Source organism: Streptomyces sp. NPDC101490 (assembly GCF_044767145.1).
In the GTDB taxonomy this organism is placed as follows: Bacteria; Actinomycetota; Actinomycetes; order Streptomycetales; family Streptomycetaceae; genus Streptomyces.
Genome location: NZ_JBIWNI010000007.1, coordinates 196,400 through 212,276 on the forward strand (window position 1 = coordinate 196,400; position 15,877 = coordinate 212,276).

Consider the following 15,877-nt stretch of genomic DNA (forward strand, 5'->3'; position numbering starts at 1 on the left):
CTCCCGCTGGTGGTCAGCGGGTCTTGATGTCGACGATCTGCCACCGGTCTCCCCCGAACCTGGCGGTGACGGTGAGCTGGGCCGCGGCGGAGGTGGCCGCGCCCTTGTCCCGCCGCGAGGTCTGGTCGAGGAACACGAGGAGACGCGCGCTGTCCCCGTCGAGTTCGATCACTCCGGTGCGGACGGCCTGGGTGCTGAGGGTGATGCGCTGCTCCACCAGGCTCGCCCGGACCTGGGCGAACAGCTCGTCGTACTGGCGGGCCGCGCGTCCGGCCAGCAGGTGGCCGGCGGAGCGTTCGGCGGCGTCGGTGCGGTCGGGGGTGTACGAGAAGACCCGGGCGAGGCCCTCGCCGACGTCGCCGCCGACCCGGGCGGTGGCCCCGGCGTCGGTGAGCGCGAGGTTCCGCGCGGAGGGGGTGGACCGGAGCTGGTCGGCGGCGTGGAAGAACCAGCCGCCGCCGAGGAGCAGCGCGGTGACGGCGACGGCGACGAGGGCGCCGGACCGTCCGATGCGGCGGGGGCCTTCGCGGCCGGGGCGCTCTTCGTCCCTGTCGTCGGCCGGGGTCTCGTCGGTGCTCTCGGGCGCTGCCCCGGGCTTCGCCTCGGCGGTGGTGTCGGGCGCGGCTTCGTCCGTGGCCTGCCGTACGGCTCCGGGCGTGGCCCCGGCGGTGGTCTCGGGCGCGGGCTCGTCCGTGGTTTGCGGCGCGGCTCCGGGCGTGGCCGCGTCCGTGGTGCCGGGCGCGGGCTCGTCCGTGGGTGCCGTTCCGGTTCCGGTCGTGGTGGTCCCGGTCGTGGTGTCCTTCAGCAGTCGCGTCACCGCTCCCCGCCCTCCTCGGACCCGGCGACCGGCACCGCGCTCAGTGCCGCGACCTTCCAGGTGTTCTCGCCCGTGCGGGTCAGTACGGCTTCGAGCCGCTTGCGGTCGCTGGTCGGCTTGCTGGTCCCGCGAGGTGTGACCTCCACCTGTACGGTCGCGATGAGCTTCGCCGTACCGGCCCTGGTGTCGAGCGCGGTGAGTGCCGCCTCGGTCACCGTGGCGCGCGCCGAGGCGCCCACCGCCGCCCGTGTGGCGCCCAGTTCGGTGCGGAGCGGCCCGGTGGACGCCTCGCGCCAGGCCCGGATGCCGGCCGCCGCGTGCTCGCGGGTCGAGGCGTCCAGGGTGTTCAGGACGGTGAGGCGGTCGCGGCCCTCGGCGAGGGCGGTGTCCCGTTCGCGGCCGAAGGCGAGTTCCTGGTCGCCCCGGGCCTGGGCGTAGGTCCAGGCGCCGGTTCCGCAGAAGCCCAGGGCGACGACGAGGGCGCAGGCGCCGAGGACGCGTGCCCGCCTCATCGGGCGCTCCCGGTGCCGAGGCCGAGGAGACCGGCCATGCCGGTGGGGGCGGAGGACTGGCCGGGCAGGGCGAGCGCGCCGGGGAGCGCCGCCCCCTGGCCCGCCGTGCCGCCGCGCGCGGTGCCCGAGGGCAGCGAGCCGGGCTTGGCCGGGGTGGGTACGGGGCCGCCCCTGGGTGCCTGGCCCGAGCCCCGTACGTTGACGCCGGACGCCGCGGGGCCCGTGCAGGAGGCGCGGGTGTTGAGGGCGGGCGCGGTGCCGAGGTCGAGTCCGTTGCGGTAGCGCGTACCGCCGTATCCCGAGGTGCAGGGCAGTGGCTTGAAGAAGGTGACGGCCATGCCGACGTGGAGGCGTCCGTTGTCGACGGCGGTGGCTCCGGCCGAGACGGCGGCGGGGAACTTCACGAGCAGTTCCTCCATGCCGCGCTGCCGGGTGACGGTGAGTTCCGAGGTGGTGAGGAGGTTGGCGAGGACGACGCTCAGGCTGGGGTCGAGGTCGCGCAGGAGTCCGCTGACCTGGCCCGCGGCGTCGGGGGTGACGGCGAGGAGGCGGCGCAGGTCGGCGTCGGAGCCCTTGAGGGTGACGGCGAGGTCGCGGGCGCCGGTGGCGAAGTCGCGGATGGCGCGGCTCTCCTCGGCCTGGGTGCGCAGGACGACCTCGCCGTCGTCGATGAGCCGGATGCTGGACGGCAGGGACTTGTCGGCGGCCTCGACGAAGGCGCTGCCGTTGTCCAGGAGGACCTGGAGGTCGTCGCCGTGGCCCTCGAAGGCCTTGCCGAACTCGTCGACGACCGTGCGCAGGGAGTCCAGCGGGACGGAGCCCGCGAGGTCGTTCATGCTGGCGAGGACGTCGGTGACGGGGGCCGGTACTTCGGTGTCGGACTGCTCGATGCGGGCGCCGTCGGCGAGGTAGGGGGCGCCGTCGCTCTCGGGCCGCAGGTCGATGTACTGCTCGCCGACGGCGGAGAGTCCGGCGACGACGGCCCGTGCGTCGGAGGGGATGCGGGGGGCGGACTTCTTGATGCGCAGTTCGGCCACGACGCCGTCGGCGGTGAGGTCGATGGCGCCGACGCGGCCCACGGAGACGCCCCGGTAGGTGACGTCGGAGTGGGTGAACAGGCCGCCGGTGCGGGCGAGGTGGACGCGGACGGTGTAGTGGTCGGCGACGCCCGCGTACCGGCCGAGGTCGGCGTAGCGGACGCCGACGAAGCCGAGTACGAGGACGGCGATGACCAGGAAGGCGAGGTTCTTCAGGCGTACGGTGCGGGTGATCACCGGTGGTCTCCTCCGTCCTGGGGTGCGCTGGTGCGGCCGGACGGGGCCGTGGTCACCGGCGGCAGCGGCAGGTCCGGGTCGCGGTGCCGGGCCGCGCCCCCGGCGCCCGGATCGGGTTCGGGCTCCGGTTCGGGCTCCGGTTCCGTCGGGGCCGGTGTCGGGGGCTTCGGGGCGTCGTCCCGGGGGATCAGCGGGGGGATGATCTCGGTGCCGGGGGTGGCCGCGAGGTGCAGATAGGTGTTGAGGTAGTCGCCCTTGACGCCCTTCAGCACCTCGTCGGTGAAGGGGTAGGTGAGGAGTGCCTGGAGTGATTCGGGCAGGTCGGCACCGGCGTCCGCGAGGGCCTTCAGGGTGGGCGCGAGGGCCTTGAGGTCGGCGACCATGTCCTTCTTGCTCGCGTCGATGGTGCTGACGGCGACCCCGGACAGGGTGTCGAGGGCGCGCAGCATGGTCAGCAGGGAGCCCCGCTGGTTCTCCAGGGTCTTCAGACCGGGCGAGAGGCCGGTGAGGACGGTGTCGACGTCCTTCTTGCGTCCGGCGAGGGTGGCGGAGAGCCGGTTGAGGCCGTCGAGGGCGCGGGTGATGTCGCCCCGGTTGGCGTCCAGGGTGGTGACGAGCGTGTTCACCCTGTCGAGCAGGGAGCGCATCTCGGGCTCGCGTCCGCCGAGCGCCGCGTTGAGTTCGCGGGTGATGGTCTTGAGCTGGTTGACGCCGCCGCCGTTGAGGAGCAGGGACAGCGCGCCGAAGACCTCTTCGACCTCCGTGTTGCGGCTGGTGCGGGCGAGGGGGATGACGCTGCCGTCGGTGAGGCGGGTGCCGTCGTCCTTCGGCGGGGCGACGAGCTGGACGTACTTCTCGCCGAGGAGGCTGGACTGTTCCAGGCGGACGCCCGCGCCCGAGGGCAGCCGGACGTCGCCGTTGATCTTCAGGGTGACGCGGGCGGTCCAGGTGCCGGAGGCGGAGCCGTTGCCGAGCTCGATGGCGGTGACGCGTCCGACGGCGACGTCGTTGACCTTGACCGCGGACTGCGGGACGAGGCTGAGGACGTCGTCGAGTTCGGCGGTGACGGTGTACGGGTGGGAGCCGAGGTCGGCGCCGCCGGGCAGCGGGAGGTCCTCGATGCCGTCGAAGCGGACGGGGTTCGCGGGGACCGCTCCGACCAGGACGGCGAGGCCGAGGCCGAGGGCGACGACGGCGACGGCTCCCGCGCCGAGGGCCTTCCCCGAGGGTGTGCTGGGGCCTTTCACCGGTCCCCCCTTCCGCTGCTGTCCGAGGAGGCTCCGGAGACCGGCAGAGGGAGGAGCGGTCCGCCCGAGCTGATCTCGTTGAGGTTGGCGCGGCCGTCCAGGGTGCGGGTGTCCTCGTCGTAGGCGTTGATGAGGTTGCCCGCCGCGAGGGGGGCGACGTCGAGGGCCTCGGCGAGGGAAGCGCGCTGGTCGACGAGGGTCTGGGTGAGCGGCACGAGCCGGTCGACGTTCTTCTTGAGTTCGCCCCGGTTGTCCTTGATGAACTGTTTGACCTGGGCGAGGGCCTTGCCGAGTTCCTTGAGGGCGGCGGCGAGGTCGTCCTTGTTCTCGGCGAAGTAGCCGACGACCTCGTCCAGGCGTTCCTGCGCGGTGCGGACGTCGCCGTCCTTCTCCTTGAGCATGGTGGTGAAGGTCTGGAGCTGGCCGAGGGTGGTGAACAGCTGCTCGCTGCTGCCGTCGAGGGTCTTGGCCGCCTTGCCGAACTCCTCGATGGAGGTGCCGATGGCGGCGCCGTTGCCCTTGAGGTTGCGGGCGCCGGTGTCGAGGAGTCCGGAGAGGGCGCCGGTGGAGTTGGCGCCGTCGGGGCCGAGGGCCTTGCCGAGTTCGGTGATGGAGGCGTACAGCTGGTCGATCTCTACGGGGGTGCGGTTGCGGGAGGCGGGCAGTTCGGCGCCGTCGGCGAGGGAGGGGCCGCTGCTCCAGGCGGGGGTGAGCTGGACGTAGCGGTCGGCGACGATGCTGGGGGCGACGACGAGGGCGCGGGCGTCCGCGGCGACGCGGATGCCCTCGTCGAGACGGAGTCCGACGCGGACGCGGGTGCCCTGCGGTTCGACGGACTCGACCTCGCCGACCCGTACGCCGAGGACCCGGAGGTCCGATCCGGCGTAGATGCCGACGGCGCGGTCGAACCAGGCGGTGACGCGGGTGCCGTCGGACTCCAGGACACGGACGGCGACGAGGCCGCAGGCGGCGAGGACGGCGAGGGCGAGACCGGCGACGAGGGGCTTTCTGGCTGTGGTCATCGTGCGGCACTCCCCTGGGCCGTCGTCTTCGGTTTCGGCGGCAGGCATCCGGTCGCGGGCTGGGAGGTCTCGGGCAGGTAGTTGCGGGGCACCACACCGCACAGGTAGCTGTCGAACCAGCGTCCGTTGCCGAGGGTGTTGCCGACGAGCCGGTAGTAGGGGCCGATGAGGGCGAGCGTCTTGTCGAGCTGGCCGCTGTTCTTCTCCAGGACGCCGGTGACGCGGCTGAGGGCCTTCAGGGTGGGGCCGAGCTGCCGGTCGTTGTCGCTGACGAGTCCGCCGAGTTCGGTGCCCAGCGCTCTGCTGCCCTTGAGGAGGGCGCGGATGGCGTCCCGGCGCTTCTGGAGTTCGCCGAGGAGCGAGCTGCCGTCCTCGATGAGCGTCTCGAAGCTGGACTTCTTGTCCTGGAGGGTCTTGGTGAACCGCTTGCTGTTCTCCAGGAGCCGGGCGAGTTCGGTGTCGCGCTTGGAGACGGACTTCGACAGTTCGGAGAGGCCGGTGGCGGCGTTGCGGACGTGCGGCGGGGAGTTCTTGAAGGTGTCGGAGATGGTCTCGAAGCTCTCGGCGAGCTTCTTGGTGTCGATGGCGTCGACGGTGCCGCTGAGGTCCTGGAACGCCTGCGTCACGTCGTACGGGGAGGTGGTGCGGGACTGCGGGATGCGGGTGCCGGGGTCCTGCCGGGCGGAGCCCAGCGGGTCCACGGCCAGGTACTTCTCGCCGAGGAGGGTCTTGATGGCGATGGCGGCGGTCGACTTGTCGCCGATCCAGGCGTCGCCGACCTCGAAGGTGACCTTGACCTTGGCGCCGTCGAGGGCGATCCCGGTGATCTTGCCGACCTTGACCCCGGCGATCCGGACCTCGTCGCCGGTGTCGAGTCCGGCGGCTTCGGTGAAGTCGGCGCTGTAGGCGGTGTCGCCGCCGACGAGGGGCAGTTTCCCGACGTTGTACGCGAGGGCGGCGAGGAGCGCGAGGAGGACGAGCCCGACGACGGCGACGGCGACGGGGCTGCGTTCCCTGGCCGGCTTGAACCGGGGGGCGGGACTCATCGGCCGCACCTCGCCTCGGTGACGGTGATGCCGGTCGGCGGCTTGGAGCCGTCGGAGGTGCCCACGCCGCTCACGCGTGCCTCGCAGAGGTAGAGGTTGAACCACGATCCGTACGAGGACAGGCGGGCGAGGGCCGTCATCTTGGCGGGGGTGTTGGCGAGGAACGCCTCCAGCCTGGCCGAGTGGTCGCCGAGGGTGCCGGAGAGGCGGCCCAGTTCGCGGATGTCCTTCTTCAGGGGGGCGCGGCTCTCCTGGAAGAGTCCGGCGGTCGTGGTGGTGAGGTCGCCGATGGCCCGCACCGCCTGGCCGAGGGGCTTGCGGTCGGTGTTGAAGCCGGTGACGAGCTTCTGGAGGGTGACGACGAGGTCCCCGAAGGCGTCCTCGCGGCTGTTGAGGGTGGTGAGGACGGTGTTGAGGTGGGTGACGACCTCTCCGATGACCTTGTCCTTGGCGGCGACGGTCTTGGAGAGGGAGCCGATGTGCTTGAGGAGGCTGTCGACGGTGCCGCTCTCGCCCTGGAGGACCTGGACGAGGGAGCCCGCGAGGTCGTTGACGTCGGCGGGCGAGAGCCCTTCGAACAGTGGCTTGAAGCCGTTGAACAGCAGGGTCAGGTCGAGGGCGGGGGTGGTGCGGTCGAGCGGGATGGTCTCTCCGGCGGCGAGGGTGCCGCCGAGGTCGCCGCTGCCCTGGCCGAGGGACACGTACCGCTGGCCGACCATGTTGAGGTACTTGACGGCGGCGGTGGCCGAGCGAGGCAGGGTGCGGTCCTCGCGGACCGTGAAGGTGACCTGGGCGGTGCGGCGTTCGACGACGCGGACGTCGCTGACCTCGCCGACCTTGACCCCGGCGATGCGCACGGAGTCGCCCTTGACGAGGCCGGTGACGTCGGTGAACAGCGCCTTGTACGAGCGGGTGGCGGAGCCGACCCCGGTGTTGGCGATGCTGAAGCCGAGGACGGTGGTGGCCAGGGCGGTGACCAGGACGAACGCGAGGGACTTGAGGACGGTCCCGGTGAGGCCGCGCCGCCGGGTGTGGGAGGGCGGGGTCGTCATCGCAGCGTCACCTCCGCGCCGCGGAACGCGGGTCCGGCCAGCAGGCTGCTCCAGTCGGGGAGTTCACCGGGCTGCTTCTTCGCGGCGGGCGCGAGGAGTTCGTTGACGAGGTCGTTCTCCTGCGCGGAGTTGGCGGGTCCCAGGTTCTGGTCGGCCGCCGCGGAGGCCCGGGCGGCGGGGGCGGCGGGGACTCCGAGGTAGGGCACGGGGTAGCAGGCGGGGCCGCCGCCGGAGGTGTAGGACGGCTTGTCGCGGCCGGGGACGTACGCGCCGCGCGAGGGCACGGTGGTGACCTCGACGTGCAGTCCGGGCCGGTCGGTGCCCTTGCCGAGCGCCTTGTCCATGGCGGGGACGAACTGGGCCAGGGTGCGCAGGGTGCAGGGGAACGCCGGCGAGTACTCGGCGAGCAGCTCCAGGGTGGGCCTGCTGGTGGCGCTGAGCCGGATGATGTTGTTCTTGTTCTGCCGGAGGAAGGCCGTGAGGTCCTCGGAGGTCCGGGTGGTGGCGCCGAGGGTGCCGGCGAGGGCGGCCTCCTGTTCGGCGAGGGTGCCGCTGGTGGTGGTGAAGTCGGTGAGCGCCGTGACGATGTCGGGGGCGGCGTCCGCGTAGATGTGGCTGACCTTCACGAGTTCTTTCAGGTCGCGGGTGAGGGCGGGCAGATGGGGGTTGAAGCGGGTCAGGTGGGCGTCGAGCCGGTCGAGGGTCTCGCCGAGCTTGTCGCCGCGTCCTTCGAGGGCCTGGGAGACGGCCGACAGGGTCGCGGAGAGCTTCTGCGGCTGGACGGCGGTCAGCAGGGGCAGCACGTTGTCGAGGACCTGCTGGAGTTCGACGGCGTTGCTGGAGCGGTCCTCGGGGATGACGGCTCCGGGGTCCAGGGTCCCCGCCGAGGTGTCGCCGGGCGGGACGAGGGCGACGAAGCGTTCGCCGAAGAGGGTGGTGGGGAGCATCTGGGCGCGGACGTCGGAGGGGACGTGGCTCAGGGTCCCGGGCTTCATGGCGAGGGTGAGCCGCGCTCCGCCGTCGATGGCGTCGATGGCGCGGACCTCGCCGATGACGACGCCGCGGAGCTTGACCTCGGCGCCGAGGTGCATCTCGTTGCCGATGCTGCCGGTCTCGACGGTGATCGGGTCGGAGTCGGTGAACTTCTTGTCGTAGACGGCGACCGCGAGCCAGGCGAGGAGGGCGGGCACCAGGAGGAAGACGACGCCCGCGGAGCGGCGGCGCAGGGTCTCGGCACGTGAGTCGCTCATGTCACCCCGCCACCTTCACGGTCGTGGTCGCGCCCCAGAGGGCCAGCGAGAGGAAGAAGTCGGTGACGCTGATCAGCACGATGGCGTTGCGCACGGAGCGGCCGACGGCGATGCCGACTCCGGCGGGTCCGCCGGAGGCGCGGAAGCCGTAGTAGCAGTGGGCGATGATCACCATCACGCTGAAGATCAGCACTTTCAGCACCGAGAGCAGGACGTCCGTCGGTGACAGGAAGAGGTTGAAGTAGTGGTCGTACGTGCCCTGGGACTGGCCGTTGAAGAGGACGGTGATGTAGCGGGAGGCCAGGTAGGAGGAGAGCAGCCCGATCGCGTAGAGGGGGACGATGGCGACGACGCCCGCGATGATGCGGGTGGTGACCAGGTAGGGCATGGAGCGGATGCCCATGCCCTCCAGGGCGTCGACCTCCTCGTTGATGCGCATGGCGCCGAGCTGGGCGGTGAATCCGGCGCCGACGGTCGCGGACAGGGCGAGTCCGGCGACGAGGGGGGCGATCTCCCGGGTGTTGAAGTAGGCGGAGACGAAGCCGGTGAAGGCTGCGGTGCCGATCTGTTCCAGGGCCGCGTAGCCCTGGAGTCCGACGACGGTTCCGGTGAAGAGCGTCATCGCGATCATGACGCCGATGGTGCCGCCGATGACGCCGAGGCCGCCGGAGCCGAACGCGACCTCGGCGAGCAGCCGTTGCACCTCCTTGAGGTACCGGCGCAGGGTCCTGGGTATCCAGAGCAGGGCCCGGACGTAGAAGAGGAGCTGGTCTCCGGAGCGGTCGAGCCAGACGAAGGGGGAGGCCATCGCGCTCAGCCTCCCTTCGGCGGGACGATCTGCAGGTAGATGCCGGTCAGCACCATGTTCACGAAGAACAGCAGCATGAAGGTGATGACGACGGACTGGTTGACGGCGTCGCCGACGCCCTTGGGGCCGCCCCGGGGGTTGAGGCCCCGGTAGGCGGCGACGATCCCGGCGATGAACCCGAAGATGAGGGCCTTCAGTTCGCTGATGTAGAGGTCGGGGAGCTGGGCGAGGGCGGAGAAGCTGGAGAGGTACGCGCCGGGGGTGCCACCCTGGAGGATGATGTTGAAGAAGTAGCCGCCGAGGGTGCCGACGACGGAGACCATGCCGTTGAGGAGGACGGCCACCGCCATGGTGGCCAGGACCCGGGGCACGACCAGGCGCTGGACCGGCGAGACGCCCATGACCTCCATCGCGTCCAGCTCTTCGCGGATCTTGCGGGAGCCGAGGTCGGCGCAGATGGCGGAGCCGCCCGCACCGGCGATGAGGAGGGCCACGATGAGGGGGCTGGCCTGCTGGATGACGGCGAGGACGCTGGCGCCGCCGGTGAACGACTGGGCGCCCAGCTGCTGGGTGAGCGAACCGACCTGAAGGGCGATCACCGCGCCGAACGGGATGGAGACGAGGGCAGCCGGCAGGATGGTGACGCTGGCGACGAACCAGAACTGCTCGATGAACTCGCGGAACTGGAAGGGGCGCCGGAAGACGGCCCGGCTCACTTCGAGGGCGAGGGCGAAGAGACGGCCGGTCTGCCGCAGCGCGCCGGTGATCACGAGCCGCTCCCCTGGGCCGGGAGCGTGAGCGTGGGGGCCCTGCCGTCCTGGGCGTAGGTGTCGCGGATGGCGGCCTGGGCGGCGGGCGGCAGCCGGTCGAGCATCCCGAGGACGCGTTCCCTGCGGCGGGCGACGGCCGCGCGCGGGGGCAGTCCGGGGGACGGCTCCAGCTGCGGGACGATGCCGGGAGGGGTGCTCGGGACGGCGGCGGGATTGACCGCCTCGGCGGCGAGCAGGGCGGCGTCCTTCTCCTCGGACATGCCGATGGGGCCTTCGCGGCGGCCGGCGAGGAACTGGGTGACGACCGGTTCGTCGCTGGTGAGGAGGACCTCGCGGGGGCCGAAGGTGACCAGGTTGCGCCGGAAGAACATCCCCATGTTGTCGGGGACGGTGGCGGCGATGTCGAGGTTGTGGGTCACGATCAGCATCGTCGCGTCGATGCGGGCGTTGAGGTCGATCAGGAGCTGGGACAGATAGGCGGTGCGGACGGGGTCGAGACCGGAGTCCGGTTCGTCGCACAGCACGATCTGCGGGTCGAGCACGAGCGCGCGGGCCAGCCCGGCGCGCTTGCGCATCCCGCCGCTGATCTCGCCCGGCAGTTTGCCCTCCGCGCCGAGCAGTCCGACGAGGTCGATCCGCTCCATCACGATGCGCCGGATCTCGGACTCCCGCTTGCGGGTGTGCTCGCGCAGCGGGAAGGCGATGTTGTCGAAGAGGGTCATGGAGCCGAAGAGGGCTCCGTCCTGGAACATGAGCCCGAAGAGCTTGCGGGTCTCGTAGATGTCCCGTTCGGGGCTGCTGACCATGTCGACCCCGTTGATGAGGACACGGCCCTCTTGGGGTTTCAGCAGTCCGATGAGCGATTTCAGGAAGACGGTCTTGCCCGTTCCGGAAGGGCCGAGCATGACGCTCACCTCTCCGGCCGGCAATGTCAGCGTCACGTCCTGCCAGATGTTCTGCTTGCCAAAGGACATGGTCAGACCCTCAACGACTACTTCGATTCCCATCCCACCTCCAGCAAGCGTGCGTGGTGCGTGCGCCGCGGGCGCACGGTAAGTCGGAGCGGATCACCCGGACAATAGGGCTGGCGCAGAAACCTTGATCCGCTTCCGTTTTTGTCACCGGGGAGACAAGGTCGGGAGCGACTTTTGTCTCCGGGGAGACAGGGCGGTGTTCGTCGCCCGGAAGGCCGGGCGGACGGTCCCCGCCTGCGGTGACCTGCCCCCGCGAGGGGGGCCGGGCCGGCTGCGGTCCGCCGCAGGAGCGGTCCGCGGATCCGCGCCGACCTGCGACGGGGCGTCGGCAACGCGAACGCTACGACCCGGTAACCTCTTCCGGCAATACCGGATTCCGAGTTTTAGCGAAACAGGGCCTCGGGGCAGGGCATTTATCAGCCGGGCGATAATTTTCGGCCGCTTCTTGTCACCACAGAGAGCGGTTTCTGCCCGGAATCCACGACTCCATGGGTGACAGGCCGAGACTCACCGTCCCGACCTCGCATGATCGATCATAATTGTCGACATTGCGCACCGGGGAACCAAGAGCATTCCCGTCACCGCTCACCCACTTGACAGGCAAAGCCACCTCTTCAAAGAATCATGGACTACAGCATTGTTCAGCTAAGTTTCCCGCAAGTAACGTCTGGTTTCGCGGCCGACGAAATCGAGCCGTCCCGGCCGCTCGTCCGCCATCGCGGCCACCCTCTGCCGGTCAATCCCCAAGGAGAGTCCCAGAGCCATGAAGAAGCCCATCAGAAACCTCGCCGTCGTCGCCGGTGGCGCCTCCGCCGCCTTCGCCCTCGCGATCTCGCCCGCCTCGGCCGTGCCCTCGACGGTCTGGACCGTCAGCCCGTCCCCGGCCAGCATCACCGCGGTCAACAGCGGGAACATCGTGCTCAGCGTCAACGGCGTGGCCATGACGTGTACGAAGTCGAACGGCTCGGGCACGGGGTCCAGCGCCACCGGCAACCCCGCGACGATCGGCAGCATCAGCGCCATCGCCTTCGGTGCCACCGGCGCGCCCTGCACCAGCGTGCTGGGCAACGTGACGACCGCCCCGGTCACCCCCTGGTCGATCGTGGCGCAGGACTACACCGCCGCGACCGGCGTGACCAAGGGCTACATCGGCAACGTGGACGCCACGGTGACCGTCGGCGCCTGTGTCTTCCGCGTCACGGGCAAGGCGTCCACCACGTACACCAACTCGACGGGCGCCCTCGCCGTCAACAGCACCGCGGGCGAGCTGACCGTCGTCTCCTCGGCCGGCTGCGGCGTGGCCGTCCCGGTCGGCGCCAAGCCGACCTTCAAGGGCACGTACCTCTTCAAGTCGGGCAGCTCCATCCCGACGATCGTCGGCTCCAACCCGTAAGCGACCAGCACCCGCGTCCGCCCGGCCGGAGCCACCGGCCGGGCGGACGCGGGCCGTTCGCACCGCCGTCCGCCCGCCCGCCCCGAGGAGGCTCCCGCGCCATGAAGAAGCCGGTCGCACCACTCGCCCTCTCCGCCTGGGCGGCCACGGCCGCACTGCTCCTCACCGCGGCCCCGGCCTCTGCGGCGCCCGCGACGGTCTGGACGGTCACCCCGTCGCCGGTCGCCGTCTCCGCGACGAACGTCGGCAACGTCGGCATGAACCTCAACGGGCTCCCCATGAACTGCCCGAAGTCCACCGCCTCGATGCTCCTGCTGAGCACCACGGGCAACCCGGCGGTCCTCGGCAGCATCAGCACACCCACCTTCGGCGCTCCCGGGGCCCCGTGCAGCAGCCAGGTGCCCCTCGTGGTGACACCGACCGGGCCCTGGAAGTTCGTGGCCCGGGACTACGACGCCACGACCGGCGTCACCAGCGGATACGTCGAGGACATCGACATCGGGCTGAACGTCGCCTACCTCGTCCTGCGCGTCCGGGGCAAGTCGTCCGCCACCTTCTCCAACGCGACGGGCAGGCTCACCCTCAACAGCGTCACCGGCGAACTCCCCGTCACCCAGACCAACGACGCCGCCGCCGTACCGGTCGGCAGCAGCCTGTTCCTCAAGGCCGTCTACCAGATCAGGGTGTCCGGCAGCAGCCTCCCGCCGAAGATCGTCGGCACCAACCCGTAGAGGCACCACCTCCCGCGTTCGCGGGCTGTCCGCACCCCCGCCGGCCCCCTTCTCCCCCGCCGGCGCACGAACCACCCGAGCGGAGCACCGGATGAAAGGCCCACGGCCCACCCCTCGATCCTCCCGTGTCCGCGCGCGCGGAGCGACGATCGCCGCCTTCGTGGCGCTCGCCCCGCTGCTTCCGGCGGCGGCCGTCGCCGTCGGGACGCTGAAGGTCGACACCGCCCTGCCCTACGTCTGCGCCCTGCCCTCGGGCGCGCGGACCGCGACGGTGCGGATCACGGCGGCCTTCCCCGAGCGGGCGGTCGTCGGCGAGGAGATCCGGCCCACCGACGTCACCACGACGGTGGAACTCCCCCCGGAGGCCGTGGCCGACCTGGCCGCGCTCAAGGCCGCCACCGTACGGGCCGAGACCCGGCTCGTGGTCGGCGTGGCGCAGAACGCACAGCGGGCGGAAGCCACCTGGAGCGGTACGGCCGAACCCGTCGCCGTCCCCCCGGAAGGACCCCTGGTCCTCACCACGACCGGCGACGTGCCGTCCCTGACGACGGGTGAGACCGGTGAACTGAAGCTCACCGCCGGGGGGTTCGCGGTGGACCTCGCCCCCGGCACGGCCGACGCCTCCGCCACCACACCCGCCTCCCTCTCCGTCAGCTGCGTCCCCGACCCGGACGCGCGGGACCGTACGACGCTGGCCACGGTCCCGGTCAGCTCCGTCGCCCCGGCCGAACCGAGCACACCTCCCACCTCGCCCGGTGTCCCCTCGCCGTCCGCGTCCGCCTCCGGCCTTCCGCTGCCGTCGCGCCCGGACGGCCCGGCGGGCGTCCCGGACCGGAAGGCCGAGGCCTCGAAGGAGCCGGGGGCCGGACAGCGGACGCCCGGGGGGCTGACGACGGCGGACGAGGACGCCCCCGGCGCTCCGGCACCCCGCCCGGCCGCGCCGTCCTGCCTCACCAAGGACCCGGACCCGATGGCCCTGTCGGCGTACGTCACCGGCTACTCCAACGTACGGAAGCTGAACGGCGCCTCGCTCCTCCCCCTGACCTGCATGCTGGTCGTCCAGGGCACCCCGGAGTTCCCCGAGGAGCCGGGCCCGCCGGACGAGTTCCGGTTCATCACCCGGTCCACCGGCGACCTCTCCTACCAGGGACGCAAGCAGACCCCGCCCTTCACCTCCACCCTGCTGGCCTTCGGCTTCCAGCCGGTCACCGCGACCATGACCCTGGAACAGACCGGGCCCGTCTCGATCTACACCCTGGTCCGCGCCTTCATGACCGGGGACAACTACCAGGAGACCACCGTCCGGGTCCCCCTGGTCCTGCGCGTCCTCGACGTCAAGGTCAACGGCGTCAAGCTGGACGTGGGCCCCTCCTGCCGCACGGAGAAGTCCCTCCGCTCCGTCGACCCCAAGCCCGACAAGTACCCCGGCGACCACCTGGTGCTGGAGGGCAGGGGAAAGATCCCCCTGGGCGAACCGGCCGTGGGCTACGTCCTCACCAGCGGCGGCCCCCTCGTCGGCGAGGTGGACATCCCCGCCTTCAAGGGCTGCGGCGCCGGCGGCGAGAACCTCGACCGGCTCCTCACCGCCTCCATCTCGGGCCCCGGCAACTACATCAAGCAGATACAGGGGCAGACCTGCAACGTCGGTCTGGAGGAACCCACCATGGAGTACTGCACCGACGACCTCCAGCCCCGCATCGTGCCCAAGCCCGAACGCTGATCCGTCCCGCTCAGCCCCTCTCCCCCTCTCCACAGGAAAGGCTTCGCCATGCCCTTCGTCTCCACCCGCACGAAGCTGGCCACCGTCTCCGCGCTGACCGCCCTGGGCGCCTTCGCCTCCATCGGCACGGCGACGGCGGCCAACCCGCAGCTGAACGGCAGCTGGGCGCCCTTCGACCGCTGCCCGGTCGACGCCCCGGCGATGCTCGCCTCCGACGGTCTCGACACCTCGCCGCAGTGCGTCGTCTCGTACTCCCTCAGCGGGTCCATCAAGATGGGCAACACGACGGTGGCCACCGGGAAGACCAACCTCCAGATCGGCGTCGTCCAGAACGCCGACGGCACCAGCTCGGTCTCCGCGCCCGCCTCCGGCGCGCTCATCACCGACCCCGCCACCGTCCCCGGCGGACTCCTCGGCCTGATGTGTCCGAGCGACATCCCGTTCATCACCGACATCTGCCGGCAGCTGTCGGACGGCAAGCTGAACAAGATCACCGCCACCATGGAGTCGGTCGGCTCACCCTCGAACTTCGACCAGATCGCGGGCGTCCTCACCGACCAGCCGATCGTGACCATCCCGGTCCGCATCCGTCTGCAGAACCCGTTCCTCGGCGACAACTGCTACATCGGGACCAAGGCCAACCCGATCCTGCTGCGCCCCCGCAACCTCACGTCGCCGGACTTCGGCGTCGAGCGCTTCAACGGCGACGGCTCCGCCAACGAGGAGGGTGACATGAGCCGTCTGAACCTGCTCGGCGCCACCCAGTACGACAGCACCTTCGCCGTCCCCGGCGCCAGCGGCTGCGGCCTCGGATGGTTCGGCATCATCGACGCGGCGGTCAACCTCAAGACCGGTCTGCCCTCCGCCTCCGGCAAGAACAAGCTGGTGCTCAACAACACCCAGACCTACCTCGGCGGGCTCTTCGCACCCGGTGTCTCCGCCCCCGACGCCGGCAAGGTGATGTCGCAGAACTGGCACTCCGCCGTCAAGTAACGGCCACTGAGGGTCGATAACCGGCCTACTCAGCGCCACGAAGGTCTCAGGAACGTCAACTCTTGCGCAAGTTGTGTACAGCACACAGCAGTTGTCCTAGCTTCAGCAGTCCCCGTCGGTACGCACCTGACCGTGCACCGCGGCGGGGGCCCCCCCCCCCGCGGGGGGCCCCGGGGCCCCCCCCCCCCCCCCCCCCCCGGCCCCCCCGCCGGGGCGGGCCCCCCCCCCCCCCCCCCCCCCCCCCCCGCGGAACCCCCCGGCCCCCCCC

Annotated in this window: 15 protein-coding genes; 4 read left to right on the forward strand and 11 right to left on the reverse strand. The window is 71.2% G+C overall.

The window, feature by feature from the left end:
- Positions 1-13: 13 nt before the first annotated feature.
- From ACIRQY_RS17150 to ACIRQY_RS17200, 11 genes are read right to left on the reverse strand one after another with little or no spacing between them, the layout of a single operon-like run.
- The gene (locus ACIRQY_RS17150; protein WP_403926261.1) at positions 14-817 is read right to left on the reverse strand and encodes a hypothetical protein; all 804 of its coding nucleotides are present in this window, start codon (positions 815-817) and stop codon (positions 14-16) included.
- Positions 814-1,329 carry a hypothetical protein gene (locus ACIRQY_RS17155; RefSeq protein WP_403926264.1) on the reverse strand — a complete coding sequence of 172 codons (516 nt, stop codon included), beginning with the start codon at positions 1,327-1,329 and terminating at the stop codon, positions 814-816. Before ACIRQY_RS17155 ends, ACIRQY_RS17150 begins: the two co-directional genes overlap by 4 nt.
- Complete coding sequence (locus tag ACIRQY_RS17160) at positions 1,326-2,603, reverse strand: MlaD family protein (protein ID WP_351783727.1); 1,278 nt, start codon at positions 2,601-2,603, stop codon at positions 1,326-1,328. Before ACIRQY_RS17160 ends, ACIRQY_RS17155 begins: the two co-directional genes overlap by 4 nt.
- Entirely contained in the window at positions 2,600-3,850 is a 1,251-nt protein-coding gene (locus tag ACIRQY_RS17165) for an MCE family protein (protein ID WP_403926267.1), read from the reverse strand. The genes ACIRQY_RS17160 and ACIRQY_RS17165 overlap by 4 nt, the downstream gene beginning before the upstream one ends.
- Positions 3,847-4,872 (reverse strand): MCE family protein, encoded by a 1,026-nt coding sequence (locus ACIRQY_RS17170; protein ID WP_351783723.1) that lies wholly within the window; start codon positions 4,870-4,872, stop codon positions 3,847-3,849. Before ACIRQY_RS17170 ends, ACIRQY_RS17165 begins: the two co-directional genes overlap by 4 nt.
- A complete protein-coding gene (locus ACIRQY_RS17175) occupies positions 4,869-5,918 on the reverse strand; it encodes an MCE family protein (RefSeq protein WP_351783721.1) in 1,050 nt (349 codons plus the stop codon). Before ACIRQY_RS17175 ends, ACIRQY_RS17170 begins: the two co-directional genes overlap by 4 nt.
- Positions 5,915-6,970 carry an MlaD family protein gene (locus ACIRQY_RS17180; protein ID WP_351783719.1) on the reverse strand — a complete coding sequence of 352 codons (1,056 nt, stop codon included), beginning with the start codon at positions 6,968-6,970 and terminating at the stop codon, positions 5,915-5,917. The genes ACIRQY_RS17175 and ACIRQY_RS17180 overlap by 4 nt, the downstream gene beginning before the upstream one ends.
- Complete coding sequence (locus ACIRQY_RS17185; protein WP_351783717.1) at positions 6,967-8,220, reverse strand: MCE family protein; 1,254 nt, start codon at positions 8,218-8,220, stop codon at positions 6,967-6,969. The genes ACIRQY_RS17180 and ACIRQY_RS17185 overlap by 4 nt, the downstream gene beginning before the upstream one ends.
- Position 8,221: 1 nt before the next feature.
- Positions 8,222-9,028: an ABC transporter permease gene (locus ACIRQY_RS17190; protein ID WP_351783715.1), complete on the reverse strand. Its 807-nt coding sequence runs from the start codon at positions 9,026-9,028 to the stop codon at positions 8,222-8,224.
- A 5-nt stretch (positions 9,029-9,033) separates the two neighbouring features.
- Positions 9,034-9,798 (reverse strand): ABC transporter permease, encoded by a 765-nt coding sequence (locus tag ACIRQY_RS17195; RefSeq protein WP_351783713.1) that lies wholly within the window; start codon positions 9,796-9,798, stop codon positions 9,034-9,036.
- Complete coding sequence (locus tag ACIRQY_RS17200) at positions 9,795-10,805, reverse strand: ATP-binding cassette domain-containing protein (protein WP_351783711.1); 1,011 nt, start codon at positions 10,803-10,805, stop codon at positions 9,795-9,797. The genes ACIRQY_RS17195 and ACIRQY_RS17200 overlap by 4 nt, the downstream gene beginning before the upstream one ends.
- Positions 10,806-11,535: 730 nt before the next feature.
- On the opposite strand from ACIRQY_RS17200, the gene ACIRQY_RS17205 reads away from it, so the two are divergent.
- The 4 genes from ACIRQY_RS17205 to ACIRQY_RS17220 all read left to right on the forward strand — a co-directional run bounded on the left by ACIRQY_RS17205 (position 11,536) and on the right by ACIRQY_RS17220 (position 15,609).
- Positions 11,536-12,165 (forward strand): hypothetical protein, encoded by a 630-nt coding sequence (locus ACIRQY_RS17205; protein ID WP_403926272.1) that lies wholly within the window; start codon positions 11,536-11,538, stop codon positions 12,163-12,165.
- A 101-nt stretch (positions 12,166-12,266) separates the two neighbouring features.
- Positions 12,267-12,896 carry a hypothetical protein gene (locus ACIRQY_RS17210; RefSeq protein WP_403926275.1) on the forward strand — a complete coding sequence of 210 codons (630 nt, stop codon included), beginning with the start codon at positions 12,267-12,269 and terminating at the stop codon, positions 12,894-12,896.
- Between the two features lie 91 nt (positions 12,897-12,987).
- Positions 12,988-14,616 carry a DUF6801 domain-containing protein gene (locus ACIRQY_RS17215; RefSeq protein WP_403926277.1) on the forward strand — a complete coding sequence of 543 codons (1,629 nt, stop codon included), beginning with the start codon at positions 12,988-12,990 and terminating at the stop codon, positions 14,614-14,616.
- A 48-nt stretch (positions 14,617-14,664) separates the two neighbouring features.
- Positions 14,665-15,609 carry a hypothetical protein gene (locus ACIRQY_RS17220; protein WP_351783703.1) on the forward strand — a complete coding sequence of 315 codons (945 nt, stop codon included), beginning with the start codon at positions 14,665-14,667 and terminating at the stop codon, positions 15,607-15,609.
- Positions 15,610-15,877: the final 268 nt, after the last annotated feature.